Here is an 18,125-nt window from a genome sequence, read left to right as displayed (position 1 = left end):
CGCCCGTCCCTCGTCGTCTGCTTGCCCTTGGTGGTTCTCTGGTCCTTGCGTCCACGCATGGTAACGAGACCCGCTGTGTCGAAGTGCCGCGGTCTGCTCCACAAGATCGCCACGAAAGGATCGTGACGGACCCGTGAGGTGTTCCCGGGGGCCGGGGGACAACCCGACTGCTTCGACCGGCCGGGGCACGTACCCTTTTCAGCTGTGCCGAACGCCAATGAAGACAGCCCCACAGCCCTGAGCCAGGTGCAACGCCGCGCGGTGAGCGAACTGCTGCGGGTCTCTCCTGTCGCCGACGACCTCGCCCGCCGTTTCCAGGATGCCGGTTTCCGTCTCGCCCTGGTCGGAGGATCGGTGCGCGACGCGCTGCTCGGGCGGCTCGGCAACGATCTGGACTTCACCACCGACGCCCGGCCCGAGGACGTTCTGAAGATCATCCGGCCCTGGGCCGACTCCGTCTGGGACGTCGGCATCGCCTTCGGCACGGTCGGGGCGCAGAAGGACGGCCGGGTCGGGGACGAGGTCCAGCGATTCCAGATCGAGGTAACCACGTACCGCTCGGAGGCGTACGACAGGACCTCCCGCAAGCCCGAGGTCTCCTACGGCGACTCCATCGAGGACGACCTCGTCCGCCGTGACTTCACCGTGAACGCCATGGCCGTGGCACTCCCGGAGAAGGAGTTCATCGACCCGCACGGCGGTCTCGAGGACCTGGCCGCTCGCATCCTGCGGACGCCCGGCACGCCCGAGGCGTCCTTCTCCGACGATCCGCTGCGCATGATGCGCGCGGCCCGCTTCGCCGCCCAGCTGGACTTCGAGGTCGCCCCGGACGTGGTGGAGGCCATGACGGCGATGGCCGAGCGGATCGAGATCGTCTCCGCCGAGCGGGTGCGGGACGAGCTGAACAAGCTGCTGCTGGCGGCGCACCCCCGCAAGGGCCTGGCGCTGCTGGTGGACACCGGGCTCGCCGCGCACGTTCTGCCCGAGCTTCCCGCGCTTCGCCTGGAAAGTGATGAGCACCACCGTCACAAGGACGTGTACGAGCACTCACTCACCGTGCTCGACCAGGCCATCGCCCTGGAGCAGGACGGCCCGGACCTGGTGCTGCGGCTGGCCGCCCTGCTCCACGACATCGGAAAGCCGCGGACACGCCGGTTCGAGAAGGACGGCCGGGTCTCCTTCCACCACCACGAGGTCGTGGGGGCGAAGATGACCAAGAAGCGGATGACGGCGCTGAAGTACTCCAACGACATGGTCAAGGACGTGTCGCGGCTGGTGGAACTGCATCTGCGGTTCCACGGCTACGGCACCGGCGAATGGACCGACTCCGCCGTCCGGCGGTACGTGCGGGACGGCGGACCGCTGCTCGACCGGCTGCACAAGCTGACCCGGTCGGACTGCACCACCCGGAACAAGCGCAAGGCCACCGCTCTGTCGCGCGCCTACGACGGGCTGGAGGAGCGGATCGCGCAGCTCCAGGAGCAGGAGGAGCTCGACTCGATCCGTCCCGACCTCGACGGCAACGAGATCCAGGAGATCCTCGGCATCGGCCCCGGGCCGCTGATCGGCAAGGCGTACGCGTTTCTCCTGGACCTCAGGCTGGAGAACGGCCCGATGGAGCGTGACGCCGCGGTCGCCGCGCTGAAGGAGTGGTGGGCGGCGCAGAACTGAGTTCGGTGGTGTGGTCGGCGCGATGTTTCACGTGAAACATCGCGCCGATGCGTTTCGGGGGTCGTGTTTCACGTGAAACACGACCTCTCACCGTCAGCCCGTCGGTTCGCCGTGCCGCCACCGGATCAGCGTGGCGCACACGGCGGCGTAGAGGGCCGCCACCATCACCACCAGGGGAACCGAGCGGCCGTCGGGTGGCAGCATCAGGGCCGCGATGGCGGCCGCTCCGACGAAGGCGATGTTGAAGAGCATGTCGTAGAGCGCGAAGACCCGGCCCCGGTAGGCGTCGTCCACCGATGTCTGGACGACGGTGTCCGTGGCGATCTTCGCTCCCTGGGTGACCAGCCCCAGGAGGAAGGCGGCCACCAGCATCGGCGCCGGAGCGAAGGGGAGCGCCAGGGCGGGCTCCAGCACCGCCGCGGCACCCGCGCAGAGGGCCATCCACCCGTAGCGTCCGAACCGTTCGACCGCCCACGGGGACAGGACGGCCGCCGCGAAGAAACCGGCACCGGAGACGCCGAGAGCAAGGCCGAGCAGTGCCAGGCCGTCGGCGTCCGAGTCGGACCAGGCGTACCGGCAGAGCATGAGGACCATGACCGTGAGGGCGCCGTAGCAGAAGCGCAGCAGCGTCATGGCCGCCAAGGCGTGAGCGGCAGCGGGCCGGCCCCTCAGGTGGCGCAGCCCGTCCAGCAGGCCGCGGGCCGTCGACACCAGGGCGGCGGCGAGACGGGGCTGGAGAACCTCGGGTTCGGGGCCGAGCAGGGCACGGCTCATCCGCAGACTCATGAACGCGGAGGAGAGATAGAGGAGCGCGGCGAGGAGGACCACCGCCGCGTCGGAGTCGGAGAGCAGGAGGCGCACCGCGAAGGCCAGACCGCCGCCCGCGGTCGCCGCCAGGGTCCCGGCGGTCGGCGACAGGGAGTTGGCCATGACGAGACGCTCGGAGTCGACCACCCGGGGCAGGGAGGCGGAGAGCCCGGCCAGCACGAAACGGTTGACGCCGGTGACCGTGAGCGCGGAGGCGTAGAAGAGCCAGTCGGGTACGGACAGCAGGATGAGCAGCGCGGTGCAGCAGGCCAGCACGGCACGCAGCAGATTGCCGTAGAGCAGCACCTGGCGCCGCCGCCAGCGGTCCAGCAGGACACCGGCGAAGGGGCCGACGAGGGAGTAGGGCAGCAGCAGCACGGCCATGGCGGAGGCGATCGCCGCAGGGGAGGTCTGCCGCTCCGGCGAGAAGACCACATAGGTGGCGAGGGCGACCTGGAAGACGCCGTCGGCCGACTGGGACAGCAGCCGGACCGCCAGAAGCCGGCGGAAGTTCCTCAGGCGCAGAAGGACACACAGATCACCCACGGCGGACATGCGAGCAAGCGTCACATACGAGGAGGGTCCCCGGGGCAGTGACCCGGGGACCCTCCTCGATGGGGTGTGGAGATGCGGCGCTTAGCGCTCGACCTCGCCCTTGATGAACTTCTCGACGTTCTCACGAGCCTCGTCGTCGAAGTACTGCACCGGCGGGGACTTCATGAAGTACGAGGAGGCCGAGAGGATCGGGCCGCCGACACCACGGTCCTTGGCGATCTTCGCGGCACGCACGGCGTCGATGATGACACCCGCGGAGTTCGGGGAGTCCCACACCTCGAGCTTGTACTCGAGGTTCAGCGGGACGTCACCGAAGGCGCGGCCCTCGAGGCGGACGTACGCCCACTTGCGGTCGTCGAGCCAGGCGACATAGTCCGACGGACCGATGTGGACGTTCTTCTCGCCCATCTCGCGGTCGGGGATCTGCGAGGTGACGGCCTGCGTCTTCGAGATCTTCTTGGACTCCAGACGCTCACGCTCGAGCATGTTCTTGAAGTCCATGTTGCCGCCGACGTTCAGCTGCATGGTGCGGTCCAGGATGACACCGCGGTCCTCGAACAGCTTCGCCATCACACGGTGCGTGATGGTGGCGCCGACCTGCGACTTGATGTCGTCGCCGACGATCGGGACACCGGCCTCGGTGAACTTGTCCGCCCACTCCTTGGTGCCGGCGATGAAGACCGGCAGGGCGTTGACGAACGCGACCTTGGCGTCGATGGCGCACTGCGCGTAGTACTTCGCGGCGTCCTCGGAGCCGACGGGCAGGTAGCAGACCAGAACGTCGACCTGCTTGTCCTTGAGGATCTGGACGATGTCGACCGGGGCCTCGGCGGACTCCTCGATGGTCTGGCGGTAGTACTTGCCCAGACCGTCCAGGGTGTGGCCGCGCTGCACGGTGACGCCGGAGGACGGCACGTCGCAGATCTTGATGGTGTTGTTCTCGCTGGCGCCGATGGCGTCGGCCAGGTCGAGACCGACCTTCTTGGCGTCCACGTCGAAGGCGGCGACGAACTCGACGTCGCGGACGTGGTACTCGCCGAACTGCACGTGCATCAGACCCGGCACCTTGCCGGCCGGGTCGGCGTCCTTGTAGTACTCGACGCCCTGCACCAGCGAGGCGGCGCAGTTGCCCACGCCGACGATGGCTACGCGAACCGAACCCATTCCGGTTGCTCCCTGTGTGATCTCGGTATTCCGGATGAAACCCTGCGGAGCGCGGGGCTTCACTTGGCGGTGTCGTCGGACGGATCCGGCGGGCCGGAGTCGCCGGGAGAGGTCTCCCCGCGATTCCCGGGCCGCCGGGGCAGGCCGTCCGTCGCTCCAGATGTGTTGTCCTGCTGAGCGGTGTTCCCGGGGGACGGTTGTCGCTGATCCCGTCCCGCCCGCTCGCTCTCGATGAGCTCGTTCAACCAGCGCACTTCACGCTCCACGGACTCCATGCCGTGCCGCTGCAGTTCGAGCGTGTAGTCGTCGAGGCGTTCACGGGTGCGGGCGAGAGAGGCGCGCATCTTCTCCAGGCGCTCTTCCAGCCGGCTGCGGCGGCCCTCCAGCACCCGCATCCGCACCTCGCGCTCCGTCTGGCCGAAGAAGGCGAAACGGGCGGCGAAGTGCTCGTCCTCCCAGGTGTCGGGGCCGGTGTGGGAGAGGAGCTCTTCGAAGTGCTCCTTCCCCTCGGCCGTCAACCGGTAGACGATCTTCGCCCGGCGCCCCGCGAGGGAGGCGGCGAGGGCGTCCTCGGGTGCGTGCCCGGGCTCCTCGATCAACCAGCCGTTGGCGACCAGCGTCTTGAGGCAGGGGTAGAGGGTTCCGTAGCTGAAGGCCCGGAAGACTCCCAGCGAGGTGTTGAGCCGCTTGCGCAGCTCGTATCCGTGCATCGGGGCTTCACGGAGCAGTCCGAGTACGGCGAACTCGAGGATGCCTGAGCGCCTGCTCACCGCTGCCTCCCTCGCCGTACGGAGTCCGTATGCCGGTCCGATGTGTCGTGCTGATGTATCGAGTCGATACATCAGCACGATAGAGGGGTGTTCCTGCTGCGACAAGGGGGGTCATCGTGAACGGCGTCACATCGTCAATTCACAGGCGGTGACTTGCCTGATATGGGGTGAACTTCAGGGCTAGGAGGGTTTTGACCGTGCGTAGTCTGTGCGGCATGCAGACCACCGGGAACCAAGTGACGCCCCCGAGCGTCATCGCCGTGGATGCGCAGCGGATGAGCTCTGGGAAGAGCTCGTCCGTATCCATTTCGGGGGGACCGGAACTCAACTGCCGCTTCCAGGCGTCTCGCCTGCCCGAGGAGTAGTCGTTCGATGAGCGAGCACCGTCGCAAACCGCCACAGCCGCAGGGTGGCGGTCGCGCCGCGGCCCGTCGCGCCGCACAGCAGTCTTCCGGCCGCCGTGCGGCGCCCGGCCGAAGTGCCACGTCAGCTTCCCCTGCCGCCTCCTTCGGTGAGGAGGAGCGGCCCTACGGAGGCCGCGCGGAGGCCCGCCGTGCCCAGCGGGGCGGGCGCCGGCGGGTGGACGAGCCGGCCGCGGCCGGCCACGGCGGCGGTGGCCGCGGAGGCGGGCGCCGGGGCACCGGTGGAGGCGGCGGTGGGGGCGGCGCCGGGCGCGGCCCGGGCCGCAAGCGCCTGATCGACTACCCGCGCCACGACAAGGACGGATGGCGTCGCTGGATGCCGTCCTGGAAGCTCGTCACGGGCCTGTGCATCGCCTTCCTCGGCACCCTCATGGGCGCCGCGACGATCGCGTACGCCATGGTGGGCATCCCGGACCCGGACAAGACGGCGACCGCGCAGAACAACGTCTACTACTGGGCGGACGGCTCGCAGATGGCCGCGACCGGTGGTGAGACCAACCGCCAGATCATCGCCTTCGACCAGATCCCGCGCGAGATGATGAACGCGGTGGTCTCGGCCGAGAACAAGACCTTCTGGAAGGACTCGGGCATCGACCCCCGGGGCATCGGCCGCGCGGTGCTGAACATGGCGACGGGCGAGCAGACCCAGGGCGGCTCGACCATCACCCAGCAGTACGTGAAGAACAACCGGCTGAACGACCAGTCGCAGACGGTGACGCGGAAGCTCAAGGAACTCTTCATCTCGATCAAGATCGACACCGAGGTGAAGAAGCCCGAGGTCATGGCCGGGTACCTCAACACCGCGTACTACGGCCGCGGCGCGTACGGCATCCAGGCCGCCGCCCGCACGTACTACGGCAAGGACGCCAACCAGCTCAACGCCAGCCAGTGCGCGTTCCTGGCCGCGCTGCTGAAGGGCGCCACGTACTACGACCCGGCCGGCGCCCCCGAGATCGACTCCAAGGCGACCGCCAAGGACAACCTGGAGCGGGCCACCAAGCGCTGGCGCTGGATCCTCGACGAGATGGTCAAGGACGGTCACCTGGACGCCGCCGAGCGCGCCAAGTACACCGAGTTCCCGATGCCCGACCCGCTGAAGAAGAACGCCCAGCTGAGCGGCCAGATCGGTTACCTGGTCGACCTGGCCAAGGCGAACTTCATCAACAAGAACGACCGGGGCATCGACTCCGTCAAGCTCGCCCAGGGCGGCTACGAGATCCACACGACCTTCGACAAGAAGAAGGTCACCGAGCTCGAGAAGTCCGTCAAGAAGATCCAGGACGAGTACATCGATCCGAAGAAGCGGCCGAAGACCGACACCCACGTGCAGTTCGGCGGCGCGTCCGTAGAGCCGAAGACGGGCAAGATCATCGCGATCTACGGCGGTACGGACGCCACCAAGCACTTCACCAACAACGCCGACGCGACCGGCGCCCAGGTCGGCTCGACGTTCAAGCCGTTCGTGCTGGCCGCCGCGATGCGCGACGGGGTGCGCAACCCCGAGCTGGGCAAGGAGCAGGGCGCCGAGGACCGGAAGATCGTCGATCCGGACAAGAGCCGGTACAGCGGCAAGAACAAGCTGACGATCCGGAACTACGACGGCAGCGTCTGGCACGACGAGAACGGGGAGGAGTGGCAGCAGGTCAACGACGACGACGCGAGCTACCCCGACATGAGCCTGCGCCGCGCGATGATCCGCTCCGCCAACTCCCCCTATGTGCAGCTCGGCATGGACATCGGCATCCCGCAGGTCCGGCAGGCGGCCGTCGACGCCGGACTGCTGGAGAACAGCCTGGTGAAGTCCGACGTGCCGTCGTTCTCGCTCGGTATCTCCTCGCCCAGCGCGATCCGCATGGCGGGCGCCTACGGCACCTTCGCCGCCGAGGGCGAGCAGCGCGACCCGTACTCCGTGACCAGGGTGGAGTACCAGGGCGGAGTGATCTACGAGCACGAGGACGAGGTCAAGCGGCCGTTCAGCAAGGCCGTGGCGACCAACGTGACCGATGTGCTCCGCGACGTGGTCGACAGCGACGAGGGCACCGGCCGCAAGGCCCGGATCCCGGGCCGTGACGTGGCCGGCAAGACGGGTACGACCGACGGCAACAAGCAGGCGTGGTTCGTCGGCTACACGCCGCAGCTGTCGACCGCCATCGACATGTACCGCCTGGACGACAACGAGAAGAACAAGGACCGCCAGTTCGAGGACATGTACGGCACGGGTGACCAGCCGAAGATCCACGGCTCGTCGTTCCCGTCCCGGATCTGGCACGACTACATGACCCAGGCCCTCAAGGGCGAGAAGGCCATCGACTTCAGCAAGCCGGGCGAGCTCGACGGCGAGGCCGTCTGGGGCGGTGGCGCCAAGAGCCCCGAGCCGACGCCGACCACCAGCCCGTCCCCGACCCCGACGCCGTCCCAGTCGCCGACCCCGACGCCGAGCCCCTCGATCACGCCCCGGCCTTCCGAGACGTGCAACCCGTGGGAGGACTGGACCTGCCGGCCCTCCGGCGGGACCGACCAGGGCGGTGACCAGGGAGCCACCAACGGCGGCGTCTCCCCCAGTCCCAGCGAGTCGCAGGAGGAGAGTTCCGGGGGGAACAACGGCGGCGGCAACAGCAACGGCGGAGGGTTCATCGGAGGGTCCGACGGGACCTAGGCCCCCCCGCGGGGCCCGCAGGCCCCGCACACCGCACGGCTCACGGGCCGTCGCATCCCCTCGCGCCGCCTCCCGCGGCGTACGGGATGCGGCGGCCCTCGCCGTATCCCCGCCCCCTTACGGCAGGATGTGCAGCATGCCCAGCGCAGAAGAGACGAGCGTGAACGAGGACCGGTCCCCGCGGCGGGAACGCCCCGACGTGCGCCCCACCCTGCGCGACAGCGTCGCGAGGGCGGGCAGCGAACTGCTCGGCGGCCCGTCGGGGCGCCGAGCGCTGCCCGACGGCAACCGCAGGCTCACCCCGGTGGCCGTCGTGGCCCTCACCGCGATCGGCCTGTTCGCCCTGGGCATGGTGCAGAAACTGCCCTGCTACAACTGGGCCTGGTTCCGCGGCACCAGCTCGCAGTACACCCATGCCTGCTACTCGGACATCCCCCACCTCTACCTGGGGCGGGGCTTCTCCGAAGGGCTGATCCCGTACTTCGACCGGCTGCCCGGCGACATGCAGTACCTCGAATACCCCGTGCTGACCGGCCTGTTCATGCAGGTCGCCGCGTGGATCAGCGACATCGGCTTCTGGCTGGGCATCTCCGACGCCGACGTCATGCAGCAGGAGCAGCTGTACTGGCTGGTCAACGCGGGCATGCTGATGGCCTGTACGGCGGTCATCGCCGTCTGCACCGCCCGGACGCACCGCCACCGCCCCTGGGACGGTCTGCTGGTGGCCCTGGCCCCGGCCTTCGCGCTCACCGCGACCATCAACTGGGACCTGTTCGCGGTGGCGCTGACCGCCGCGGCGATGCTGATGTGGTCCCGCGGACGGGTGCTGGCCTTCGGCATCCTGATCGGTCTGGCGACGGCGGCCAAGCTGTACCCCGTCTTCCTGCTGGCCCCCCTGCTGCCGCTGTGCTGGCGCGCGGGGAGGTGGCGGGAGTTCTTCACGGCCTCCCTCGCGGCGGCGGGCGCCTGGCTGGTGGTCAATCTCCCGGTCATGCTCCTCGCGCCCGAGGGATGGAAGAAGTTCTACACGTTCAGCCAGGAACGGCAGATCGACTTCGGTTCGTTCTGGCTGGTCATCACCCAGCGCACCGGTGAGCCGATCGACGTCCGGACCGTGAACGACACGGCGATCGTGCTGGTGGTCGCCGCTTTCATCGGCCTGTGCGTGCTCACCCTCACCGCGCCCCGGCGGCCCCGTTTCGCCCAGCTGGCGTTCCTGCTGGTCGCGGTGTTCATCCTCACCAACAAGGTCTACTCGCCGCAGTACGTGCTGTGGCTGATCCCGCTCGCCGCGCTCGCGCGCCCCCGCTGGCGGGACTTCCTCGTGTGGCAGGCGTGCGAGGTCATGTACTTCCTGGGGATCTGGATGTACCTCGCGTACACCACCAGTGAGAAGCACCAGGGGCTGCCGCCGGAGGGCTACCAGCTGGCGATCGCGCTGCACCTGCTCGGGACGCTGTACCTGTGCGCGGTGATCGTCAGGGACATCCTGAAGCCGGAGCGCGACGGTGTGCGGACGGACGGGACCGACGACCCCTCGGGCGGGGTGCTCGACGGTGCGGAGGACGTGTTCGTCCTGGGCCGCGCCGCGCGGCCGCAGCAGGACGCGACGAAGGCCGTGGAGGGGCCGCGGGTGGACTGGGGCAGCCCGCCCGGCCCCGGCGCGGAGAAGGAGCCCCAGCCGACCGTGTGACACCTCCGGGGGGCGCCGGACGCCCCCCGGGAGGTCCTGGGGCCCTTCGCGCGCCGGAGCGCGCGAGCCGGCCGGGATCCGACGGAGAGGTCCTAGCGCTCGACCAGGCGGTCGAACTGCGTGGTGGTGTGGCGCAGGTGGGCCACCAGCTCGTCGCCCACCTTCGGCTCCTGGGCGTCGGCGGGCACGAAGAGGATGGACACCTGCATGTGCGGCGGCTCGGCGAACCAGCGCTGCTTGCCCGCCCAGACGAACGGCGACAGATTGCGGTTGACGGTCGCCAGACCGGCCCGGGCCACGCCCTTGGCACGCGGCATCACTCCGTGCAGCGCCTTGGGCGCCTCCAGGCCCACGCCGTGCGACGTGCCGCCGGCCACGACGACCAGCCAGCCGTCCGATGCCGCCTTCTGCTGGCGGTAGCCGAAGCGGTCGCCCTTGGAGACCCGTGTGACGTCGAGCACCGCGCCGCGGTACTCGGTCGCCTCGTGGTCGCCCAGCCACAGCCGGGTGCCGATCCGGGCGCGGAAGCGGGTCTGCGGGAACTGCTGCTGGAGCCGTGCCTGCTCCTCGGCGCGCAGATGGCTGACGAACATCGTGTGCAGCGGCAGCCGGGCCGCGCGCAGCCGGTCCATCCAGCCGATGACCTCCTCGACGGCGTCCGAGCCGTCGGTGCGGTCCAGCGGAAGGTGGAGGGCGAAGCCCTCCAGGCGGACGTCCTCGATCGCGGCGTGGAGCTGCCCGAGCTCCTGCTCGGTGATGCCGTGACGCTTCATCGAGCTCATGCACTCGATGACCACGCGCGCACCGACCAGGGCGTGCACACCGTCGACCGAGGAGACCGAGCGGATCACCCGGTCCGGCAGCGGCACCGGCTCCTCACCGCGCCGGAACGGCGTCAGCACCAGCAGGTCGCCGCCGAACCAGTCCTTGATCCGCGCCGCCTCGTAGGTCGTGCCCACGGCCAGCATGTCGGAGCCGAAACGGGCCGCCTCCTCGGACAGCCGCTCGTGGCCGAAGCCGTAGCCGTTGCCCTTGCAGACCGGGACGAGGCCGGGGAACTGGTCGATCACCGACTTCTGGTGAGCCCGCCAGCGCGCGGTGTCTACGTAGAGGGAGAGCGCCATGACAGGCCCGGGACCTTTCTGGTGACTTCGGCGTGAATGGGGACGTGTACGAGGTTACGGACCCGCCGGCCGCTCGGGGCCGGCGAGTGGGTTCCGCGGTCTAGCGGCGGGACATGTAGATGTCGAGAGCCTTGTGGAGCAGCTTGTTGAGCGGGAAGTCCCACTCGCCCACGTACTCCACGGCCTCGCCGCCGGTTCCGACCTTGAACTGGATGAGACCGAACAGGTGGTCCGTCTCGTCCAGCGAGTCGCTGATGCCCCGCAGGTCGTACACCGTGGCGCCCATCGCGTACGCGTCGCGCAGCATGCGCCACTGCATGGCGTTGGAGGGCCGCACCTCACGGCCGATGTTGTCGGAGGCGCCGTAGGAGTACCAGACGTGGCCGCCGACGACGAGCATGGTGGCCGCGGAGAGGTTCACTCCGTTGTGCCGGGCGAAGTAGAGCCGCATGCGGTTGGGGTCCTCGTTGTTGAGGACGGTCCACATGCGCTGGAAGTAGGAGAGCGGACGCGGACGGAAGCGGTCGCGCTCGGCGGTGATCTCGTAGAGACGCTGCCACTCGGCGAGGTCCTCGTAGCGGCCCTGCACGACCTCGACGCCGGCCTTCTCGGCCTTCTTGATGTTGCGTCGCCACAGCTGGTTGAAGCCCTTGAGGACGTCGTCCAGCGAACGGTTCGCGAGGGGCACCTGGTAGACGTAGCGCGGCTGCACGTCGCCGAAGCCGGCGCCGCCGTCCTCGCCCTGCTGCCAGCCCATCTTGCGCAGCCGGTCCGCGACCTCGAAGGCACGCGGCTCGATGTGGGTCGCCTCGACGTCGCGCAGGCGCTTCACGTCGGGGTCCTGGATGCCGGCCTTGATCGCGGGAGCGTCCCAGCGCCGGATCACGACCGGCGGGCCCATCTTCACGGAGAAGGCGCCCTGGTTCTTGAGGTGGGCCAGCATCGGCTGCAGCCAGTCGTCCAGGTTGGGGGCGTACCAGTTGATGACCGGGCCCTCGGGAAGATAGGCGAGGTACCGCTTGATCTTGGGCAGCTGGCGGTAGAGCACCAGGCCGACGCCGACGAGCTCACCGCTCCGGTCGAACCAGCCCAGGTTCTCGGAGCGCCACTCGGTCTTCACGTCCGCCCACGCCGGAACCTGGCAGTGACTGGCCGAGGGCAGTGTCTGGATGTATGCCAGATGCTGCTCACGGCTGATGGTCCTCAGGGTCAGGCTCATGCGGGGCGCTCCTCGGCAGGTGTGTCCCCATGGGTTCAGGGGCTCCGGCTCTCGCGCCGAAGCCTACTGCGCCCGGGAACCGCCCCGAATGGTTGTGCGCAGGAGCGGGCCGCCGTCCGGAGGCGGAAGCGGCCGCACACGGCCCCGCCCCGCCTTTCGCAGCGGTTCGCCGCCGATGCGCTGTCCGGGGGCCGGGCCGTGCGGCGGGCCCCCGGGACGGGCGCACGGTGCCGTCAGCAGAGGGACGGCACCGTGTCGCGGCGGGGCGGTGCTCCGTGCCGGACCCCGGTCAGCCGAGGAGGCCGCCGAACAGGCCGCCGTGCGCCATGCCCAGGTAGAAGCCCACGGCCGATGCGCCGAGTCCCAGGATCAGCAGGAAGCGCTCCCGGGTGGTGGCCGAGATGAACTGCCCGTACGCCCCGGCCAGGATGCCGAGGAGACCCGCCCATGAGCTGAGCAGATGCAGATGGTGGAACATCGCCGTGATGAAGGCGACGGCGCCGAGCACCAGGGTCGCCGCCATCAGGGAGTCCTGCAGCGGATGTGGTCTGCCGTCGGTGGAGAGAAGACCGGCGGGGGCGGCCTGTCGTCGCATTGCGTGTGCCATGGGGCACCTCCTGCCTGTGCCGGAAGGCGGCGCATCGTAGCGCCGCGCGCACCCGATGTGTACAGATTGCGGCCATCTGGCACCGGATTTCAACCGGAAGCCGGTCTGCGGGTAGGCTGTACGGTCTGCACCGGTGTCTGCCCTGGCCAGGACACGATCGATCGCGAACACGCGGGGATTGTCAGTGGCCGCGGATACCGTTGCGTACGCATCACGACCCTCCTGCCACGGAACGACCGTGGCCGCTGAGTCCAAAGGAGGTGGGTTCCACATGCGTCACTACGAGGTGATGGTCATCCTCGACCCCGATCTCGAGGAGCGCGCTGTCTCCCCGCTGATCGAGAACTTCCTCTCCGTCGTCCGTGAGGGCAACGGAAAGGTGGAGAAGGTCGACACCTGGGGCCGTCGTCGTCTCGCTTACGAGATCAAGAAGAAGCCCGAGGGCATCTACTCGGTCATCGACCTGCAGGCCGAGCCTGCGGTCGTCAAGGAGCTCGACCGCCAGATGAACCTGAACGAGTCGGTCCTCCGGACCAAGGTCCTCCGTCCCGAGACCCACTGAGCTTTCCGCTCAGAGGTCATCGGGTTCGAGTAGCAGCAAGCAGCCAGAAGCAATCCCGCCGAGAGGTTCACCCATGGCAGGCGAGACCGTCATCACGGTCGTCGGCAATCTCGTCGACGACCCCGAGCTGCGCTTCACCCCGTCCGGTGCGGCGGTCGCGAAGTTCCGCGTCGCGTCCACTCCCCGCACCTTCGACCGGCAGACCAACGAGTGGAAGGACGGCGAGAGCCTGTTCCTCACCTGCTCGGTCTGGCGGCAGGCGGCGGAGAACGTCGCCGAGTCGCTTCAGAAGGGCATGCGCGTCGTCGTGCAGGGCCGTCTGAAGCAGCGGTCGTACGACGACCGCGAGGGCGTCAAGCGGACGGTCTTCGAGCTGGACGTCGAGGAAGTCGGCCCCAGCCTGAAGAACGCCACGGCCAAGGTCACCAAGACCACGGGTCGCGGCGGCCAGGGCGGATACGGCGGCGGTCAGCAGGGTGGCGGCGGCGGCAACTGGGGCGGCGGCCCCGGTGGCGGCGGCCAGCAGGGCGGCGGCGGTGCACCCGCCGACGACCCCTGGGCCACCAGCGCGCCGGCCGGCGGTGGCCAGCAGGGCGGCGGGGGCGGCTGGGGCGGAAGCTCCGGGGGTTCCGGCGGCGGCTACTCGGACGAGCCGCCCTTCTAGGGCAGCTCGTACCCCACTTCTTGATCACACAGGAGAAACACCATGGCGAAGCCGCCTGTGCGCAAGCCTAAGAAGAAGGTCTGCGCGTTCTGCAAGGACAAGACCGCGTACGTGGACTACAAGGACACGAACATGCTGCGGAAGTTCATTTCCGACCGCGGCAAGATCCGTGCCCGTCGCGTGACCGGCAACTGCACGCAGCACCAGCGTGACGTCGCCACGGCCGTCAAGAACAGCCGTGAGATGGCGCTGCTGCCCTACACGTCCACCGCGCGATAAGGGAAGGGTGACCTAGACATGAAGATCATCCTCACCCATGAGGTCTCTGGCCTCGGTGCCGCCGGCGACGTCGTCGACGTCAAGGACGGCTACGCTCGCAACTACCTGGTCCCGCGTGGTTTCGCGATCCGCTGGACCAAGGGCGGCGAGAAGGACGTGGCGCAGATCCGCCGCGCCCGCAAGATCCACGAGATCGCGACCATCGAGCAGGCGAACTCCATCCGGGGTCAGCTCGAGGCCGTGAAGGTGCGCCTGGCCGTTCGCTCCGACGACGCGGGCCGCCTGTTCGGTTCCGTCACCCCGGCCGACATCGCCTCGGCGATCAAGGCTGCCGGTGGTCCGGAGGTCGACAAGCGTCGTGTCGAGCTCGGTGCGCCGATCAAGACCCTGGGCTCGCACCAGGTGTCCGTGCGTCTGCACCCCGAGGTCGCCGCGCAGCTCGGTGTCGAGGTCGTCGCCGCCTGAGCAGCGTGATCGACTGAGCAGAGGAAGGGCCGCACCCCGAGGGTGCGGCCCTTTCGCGTACGTTTCACGTGAAACGTCCTACCCGCATGTTTCACGTGAAACCGGGCGGAGGATCGTGTCGTGAAGCTTGCCGGGGGCGGTCAGCGGGTCGCGCCTGTCACGATCCACCGGCCCGATCGAGCCCGCCACCACAGCGTCACCAGACGTACGGTCATCATCAGGGTCATGGCCCACCAGAGCGCCGTGAGCCCGCCGCCGAACACCGGTATCAGCAGGGCGACGGGCGCGAAGGCCGCCAGGGTGAGGAGCATCGCCCAGGCGAGATACGGGCCGTCCCCCGCACCCATGAGCACGCCGTCGAGGACGAAGACCACCCCGGCGATCGGCTGGGAGACGGCGATCACCAGCAGAGCGGGCAGCAGGGTGTCCTTCACCGCCTGGTCCCCGGTGAACAAGGGGATGAACAGGGGGCGGGCCAGGACCACGAGAAGGCCGAGGACGAAGCCCGAGACGATGCCCCACTGGACCATGCGGCGACACACCTGGCGGGCTCCCTCCGAGTCCCCGGCCCCCAGATAGCGTCCGATGATCGCCTGTCCGGCGATGGCGATGGCGTCCAGGGCGAAGGCGAGCAGGCTCCACAGGGAGAGTGCGATCTGGTGGGCCGCGATGTCGGTGTCGCCCAGGCGGGCGGCCACGGCGGTGGCGATCATCAGGACCGCGCGCAGGGAGAGGGTGCGTACCAGCAGCGGTACGCCGGCCTGGGCGCTGGCCCGGATGCCCGCCGCGTGGGGGCGCAGGGGGGCTCCGTGGGTGCGTGCGCCGCGGATGACCACGAAGAGATAGGCGGCCGCCATCCCGCACTGGGCTATCACGGTGCCCCATGCGGATCCCGCGATACCGAGGTCCGCCCCGTAGACGAGTCCGACGTTGAGGGCGGCATTGGCGGCGAAGCCGCCGACCGCCACGTAGAGCGGTGTGCGGGTGTCCTGGAGGCCGCGCAGCACGCCGGTGGCGGCGAGCACGATCAGCATGGCGGGGATGCCGAGGCTGGAGATGCGCAGATAGGTGATGGCGTGGGGGGCCGCGGTCTCCGAGGCTCCGAAGACGTCCACGAGCCAGGGAGCGGCGGGCAGGGTCACGGCGACCACGGCAGCGCCGAGGAGGAGCGCCAGCCAGATGCCGTCCATGCCCTGGCGGATCGCCGCCCGGAGGTCGCCCGCACCGACGCGTCGCGCCACGGCCGCCGTGGTGGCGTAGGCCAGGAAGACGAAGACACTGACGGCGGTCATCAGAAGTGCCGCGGCGACCCCGAGGCCGGCGAGCTGAGGGGTGCCGAGATGGCCGACGACGGCGCTGTCGACCATCACGAAGAGGGGCTCGGCGACGAGGGCGCCGAAGGCCGGAACGGCCAGGGCGATGATCTCTCGGTCATGCCGGCGCCGATGGGCGCGGACGGTCGCGGGGGCCTGAGTCATACGGTCAATCTAATCTTCCACAGGTAAGAGACGCAATTGTCTTGCATCCCTTACAAGTCGTCGGTGGGCGAGCGCCTTCCGGGCCCGTTTGTTCTGATCTTGGCCCGAGCGGGAAAGTTTTTCTCCCCCACAGCCGGTGGACGGCAACGGTGCAGGTCATCCGGTGTTTCTTGGGTGATCTCCGATGTTGTCCACAGTGCTGTCCCCCGGTCCGTGCACAGGATGCGGAGAGTTCTCCACAGCATCTGGTCGTTCATCCACACAGCCTGTGGATAACGAGATTGGCTGAGGCCTTCCGGGGGCCTACCGTGAACCGTCGCCCGACGCGCCGCAGCGGCATCGAGCGAGTCGATTTGTCAGTGTCGTGCCGTAGAAAGAGTGCCACGACAGAGGTCCGCTGAGCGGACGGGAGGAGGTGGCACGGGTGAGCATCTCCGAGCCTCTGGACGATCCGTGGGCGGCGGACAGCCCCGGCGACCGCCTCCCTGCCTCCCGTCGGCGCGGCAGCGAGGGCCGTGGTGGCCGTGAGGACAGGCACGACCGAGGGAGGGACGGCAGCGGCTGGGACAGCGCTCCGAGCTTCGAACGGGTGCCCCCCCAGGACCTGGACGCCGAACAGTCCGTCCTCGGCGGCATGCTGCTCTCGAAGGACGCCATCGCGGACGTCGTCGAGATCATCAAGGGCCACGACTTCTACCGGCCGGCCCACGAGACGGTCTACACGGCGATCCTCGACCTCTACGCCAAGGGCGAGCCCGCCGACCCCATCACCGTCGCCGCCGAACTGGTCAAGCGCGGCGAGATCACCCGGGTCGGCGGTGCGCCGTATCTCCACACCCTGGTGCAGTCCGTCCCGACGGCGGCGAACGCCTCGTACTACGCGGAGATCGTTCACGAGCGTGCCGTGCTGCGCCGCCTGGTCGAGGCCGGCACCAAGATCACGCAGATGGGATACGCCGCCGACGGCGACGTCGACGAGATCGTGAACTCGGCGCAGGCCGAGATCTACGCCGTGACCGAGCAGCGCACCAGCGAGGACTATCTGGCGCTGGGCGACATCATGGAGGGGGCCCTCGACGAGATCGAGGCGATCGGCTCCCGCAGCGGTGAGATGACCGGTGTCCCCACCGGCTTCACCGACTTCGACTCCCTCACCAACGGGCTCCACCCCGGCCAGATGATCGTCATCGCCGCACGTCCCGCGATGGGCAAGTCGACGCTCGCACTGGACTTCGCCCGCGCGGCGTCGATCAAGCACAACCTGCCGAGCGTCATCTTCTCCCTCGAAATGGGCCGCAACGAGATCGCCATGCGTCTGCTGTCCGCCGAGGCCCGCGTCGCCCTGCACCACATGCGGTCCGGCACGATGACGGACGAGGACTGGACGCGCCTGGCCCGCCGGATGCCCGAGGTGTCGTCCGCGCCCCTCTACATCGACGACTCCCCCAACCTGTCGATGATGGAGATCCGGGCCAAGTGCCGCCGCCTCAAGCAGCGCAACGACATCAAGCTCGTGATCATCGACTACCTGCAGCTGATGCAGTCCGGTGGGTCCAAGCGCGCCGAGAGCCGCCAGCAGGAGGTCTCGGACATGTCCCGTAACCTCAAGCTGCTGGCCAAGGAGCTGGAAGTCCCCGTGATCGCGCTCTCGCAGCTGAACCGAGGGCCCGAGCAGCGCACCGACAAGAAGCCCATGGTGTCCGACCTGCGTGAGTCCGGCTCCATCGAGCAGGACGCCGACATGGTGATCCTGCTGCACCGCGAGGACGCGTACGAGAAGGAATCGCCGCGCGCGGGCGAGGCGGACATCATCGTGGGCAAGCACCGAAACGGCCCGACGGCCACGATCACCGTGGCCTTCCAGGGGCACTACTCGCGGTTCGTCGACATGGCGCAGACCTGATCCGTCGCCTTGTGGGTTCTCAAATTCCGTGTCATTTTCTCAGTCGCAATGGCATCTGACGGCTCATCGAGCAGTACGTCCACCGC

Annotated in this window: 15 protein-coding genes; 8 read left to right on the top strand and 7 right to left on the bottom strand. The window is 68.8% G+C overall.

Annotation, left to right across the window (positions count from 1 at the left end; genetic code table 11):
* Nucleotides 1-204 precede the first annotated feature (204 nt).
* Nucleotides 205-1,671, top strand: coding sequence for a CCA tRNA nucleotidyltransferase (locus EAO77_RS07345; RefSeq protein WP_147987241.1), 1,467 nt, complete (start codon nucleotides 205-207; stop codon nucleotides 1,669-1,671).
* 93 nt (nucleotides 1,672-1,764) lie between these two features.
* Here the strand turns inward: EAO77_RS07345 and EAO77_RS07340 are convergent, their stop codons facing one another.
* The 3 genes from EAO77_RS07340 to EAO77_RS07330 all read right to left on the bottom strand — a co-directional run bounded on the left by EAO77_RS07340 (nucleotide 1,765) and on the right by EAO77_RS07330 (nucleotide 4,967).
* Nucleotides 1,765-3,033 (bottom strand): MFS transporter, encoded by a 1,269-nt coding sequence (locus tag EAO77_RS07340; RefSeq protein ID WP_147987240.1) that lies wholly within the window; start codon nucleotides 3,031-3,033, stop codon nucleotides 1,765-1,767.
* An 81-nt stretch (nucleotides 3,034-3,114) separates the two neighbouring features.
* A complete protein-coding gene (locus EAO77_RS07335; RefSeq protein ID WP_147987239.1) occupies nucleotides 3,115-4,197 on the bottom strand; it encodes an inositol-3-phosphate synthase in 1,083 nt (360 codons plus the stop codon).
* Nucleotides 4,198-4,256: 59 nt separating this feature from the next.
* The gene (locus tag EAO77_RS07330) at nucleotides 4,257-4,967 is read right to left on the bottom strand and encodes a PadR family transcriptional regulator (RefSeq protein WP_147987238.1); all 711 of its coding nucleotides are present in this window, start codon (nucleotides 4,965-4,967) and stop codon (nucleotides 4,257-4,259) included.
* 372 nt (nucleotides 4,968-5,339) lie between these two features.
* Here EAO77_RS07330 and EAO77_RS07325 point away from each other — a divergent pair, with 372 nt between their 5' ends.
* Together EAO77_RS07325 and EAO77_RS07320 are read left to right on the top strand one after the other, a co-directional pair.
* Nucleotides 5,340-8,045 (top strand): transglycosylase domain-containing protein, encoded by a 2,706-nt coding sequence (locus EAO77_RS07325; RefSeq protein WP_147987237.1) that lies wholly within the window; start codon nucleotides 5,340-5,342, stop codon nucleotides 8,043-8,045.
* A 136-nt stretch (nucleotides 8,046-8,181) separates the two neighbouring features.
* Entirely contained in the window at nucleotides 8,182-9,738 is a 1,557-nt protein-coding gene (locus EAO77_RS07320; protein WP_147987236.1) for a glycosyltransferase family 87 protein, read from the top strand.
* A 92-nt stretch (nucleotides 9,739-9,830) separates the two neighbouring features.
* Here the strand turns inward: EAO77_RS07320 and EAO77_RS07315 are convergent, their stop codons facing one another.
* The 3 genes from EAO77_RS07315 to EAO77_RS07305 all read right to left on the bottom strand — a co-directional run bounded on the left by EAO77_RS07315 (nucleotide 9,831) and on the right by EAO77_RS07305 (nucleotide 12,688).
* A complete protein-coding gene (locus tag EAO77_RS07315; RefSeq protein ID WP_147987235.1) occupies nucleotides 9,831-10,862 on the bottom strand; it encodes an alanine racemase in 1,032 nt (343 codons plus the stop codon).
* 100 nt (nucleotides 10,863-10,962) lie between these two features.
* Nucleotides 10,963-12,081 (bottom strand): lipid II:glycine glycyltransferase FemX, encoded by a 1,119-nt coding sequence (locus EAO77_RS07310; protein WP_147987234.1) that lies wholly within the window; start codon nucleotides 12,079-12,081, stop codon nucleotides 10,963-10,965.
* Nucleotides 12,082-12,370: 289 nt separating this feature from the next.
* Nucleotides 12,371-12,688, bottom strand: coding sequence for a hypothetical protein (locus EAO77_RS07305; protein WP_147987233.1), 318 nt, complete (start codon nucleotides 12,686-12,688; stop codon nucleotides 12,371-12,373).
* A 271-nt stretch (nucleotides 12,689-12,959) separates the two neighbouring features.
* Here EAO77_RS07305 and rpsF point away from each other — a divergent pair, with 271 nt between their 5' ends.
* The 4 genes from rpsF (at nucleotide 12,960) to rplI (ending at nucleotide 14,658) form a co-directional block, all read left to right on the top strand.
* Complete coding sequence (gene rpsF / locus EAO77_RS07300; protein ID WP_004950685.1) at nucleotides 12,960-13,250, top strand: 30S ribosomal protein S6; 291 nt, start codon at nucleotides 12,960-12,962, stop codon at nucleotides 13,248-13,250.
* Between the two features lie 73 nt (nucleotides 13,251-13,323).
* On the top strand, nucleotides 13,324-13,914 hold the full coding sequence (locus EAO77_RS07295) for a single-stranded DNA-binding protein (protein WP_147987232.1): 591 nt from the start codon (nucleotides 13,324-13,326) through the stop codon (nucleotides 13,912-13,914).
* Between the two features lie 42 nt (nucleotides 13,915-13,956).
* Nucleotides 13,957-14,193, top strand: a complete 237-nt coding sequence (gene rpsR, locus EAO77_RS07290; protein ID WP_005315025.1) for a 30S ribosomal protein S18 — start codon at nucleotides 13,957-13,959, stop codon at nucleotides 14,191-14,193.
* Nucleotides 14,194-14,211: 18 nt separating this feature from the next.
* Nucleotides 14,212-14,658, top strand: a complete 447-nt coding sequence (rplI, locus tag EAO77_RS07285; RefSeq protein WP_147987231.1) for a 50S ribosomal protein L9 — start codon at nucleotides 14,212-14,214, stop codon at nucleotides 14,656-14,658.
* 140 nt (nucleotides 14,659-14,798) lie between these two features.
* Here the strand turns inward: rplI and EAO77_RS07280 are convergent, their stop codons facing one another.
* On the bottom strand, nucleotides 14,799-16,136 hold the full coding sequence (locus EAO77_RS07280) for an MATE family efflux transporter (RefSeq protein WP_147987230.1): 1,338 nt from the start codon (nucleotides 16,134-16,136) through the stop codon (nucleotides 14,799-14,801).
* Nucleotides 16,137-16,578: 442 nt separating this feature from the next.
* Between EAO77_RS07280 and dnaB the strand changes: the two genes are divergently transcribed.
* On the top strand, nucleotides 16,579-18,039 hold the full coding sequence (gene dnaB, locus EAO77_RS07270) for a replicative DNA helicase (RefSeq protein ID WP_187283253.1): 1,461 nt from the start codon (nucleotides 16,579-16,581) through the stop codon (nucleotides 18,037-18,039).
* Nucleotides 18,040-18,125 lie beyond the last annotated feature (86 nt).

It is taken from the genome of Streptomyces sp. T39 (assembly GCF_008042045.1).
In the GTDB taxonomy this organism is placed as follows: Bacteria; Actinomycetota; Actinomycetes; order Streptomycetales; family Streptomycetaceae; genus Streptomyces.
This window is presented reverse-complemented; position numbering and strand designations above follow the sequence as displayed.

Excerpts from the sequence above, each read along its gene's own strand:
- EAO77_RS07280 (WP_147987230.1), bottom strand. The coding sequence starts at position 16,136 with ATGACTCAGGCCCCCGCGACCGTCCGCGCCCATCGGCGCCGGCATGAC.
- rpsR (WP_005315025.1), top strand. The coding sequence starts at position 13,957 with ATGGCGAAGCCGCCTGTGCGCAAGCCTAAGAAGAAGGTCTGCGCGTTC.
- EAO77_RS07335 (WP_147987239.1), bottom strand. The coding sequence starts at position 4,197 with ATGGGTTCGGTTCGCGTAGCCATCGTCGGCGTGGGCAACTGCGCCGCC.
- rplI (WP_147987231.1), top strand. The coding sequence starts at position 14,212 with ATGAAGATCATCCTCACCCATGAGGTCTCTGGCCTCGGTGCCGCCGGC.
- EAO77_RS07340 (WP_147987240.1), bottom strand. The coding sequence starts at position 3,033 with ATGTCCGCCGTGGGTGATCTGTGTGTCCTTCTGCGCCTGAGGAACTTC.
- EAO77_RS07315 (WP_147987235.1), bottom strand. The coding sequence starts at position 10,862 with ATGGCGCTCTCCCTCTACGTAGACACCGCGCGCTGGCGGGCTCACCAG.
- EAO77_RS07320 (WP_147987236.1), top strand. The coding sequence starts at position 8,182 with ATGCCCAGCGCAGAAGAGACGAGCGTGAACGAGGACCGGTCCCCGCGG.
- rpsF (WP_004950685.1), top strand. The coding sequence starts at position 12,960 with ATGCGTCACTACGAGGTGATGGTCATCCTCGACCCCGATCTCGAGGAG.
- EAO77_RS07295 (WP_147987232.1), top strand. The coding sequence starts at position 13,324 with ATGGCAGGCGAGACCGTCATCACGGTCGTCGGCAATCTCGTCGACGAC.
- EAO77_RS07325 (WP_147987237.1), top strand. The coding sequence starts at position 5,340 with ATGAGCGAGCACCGTCGCAAACCGCCACAGCCGCAGGGTGGCGGTCGC.
- EAO77_RS07305 (WP_147987233.1), bottom strand. The coding sequence starts at position 12,688 with ATGGCACACGCAATGCGACGACAGGCCGCCCCCGCCGGTCTTCTCTCC.
- EAO77_RS07310 (WP_147987234.1), bottom strand. The coding sequence starts at position 12,081 with ATGAGCCTGACCCTGAGGACCATCAGCCGTGAGCAGCATCTGGCATAC.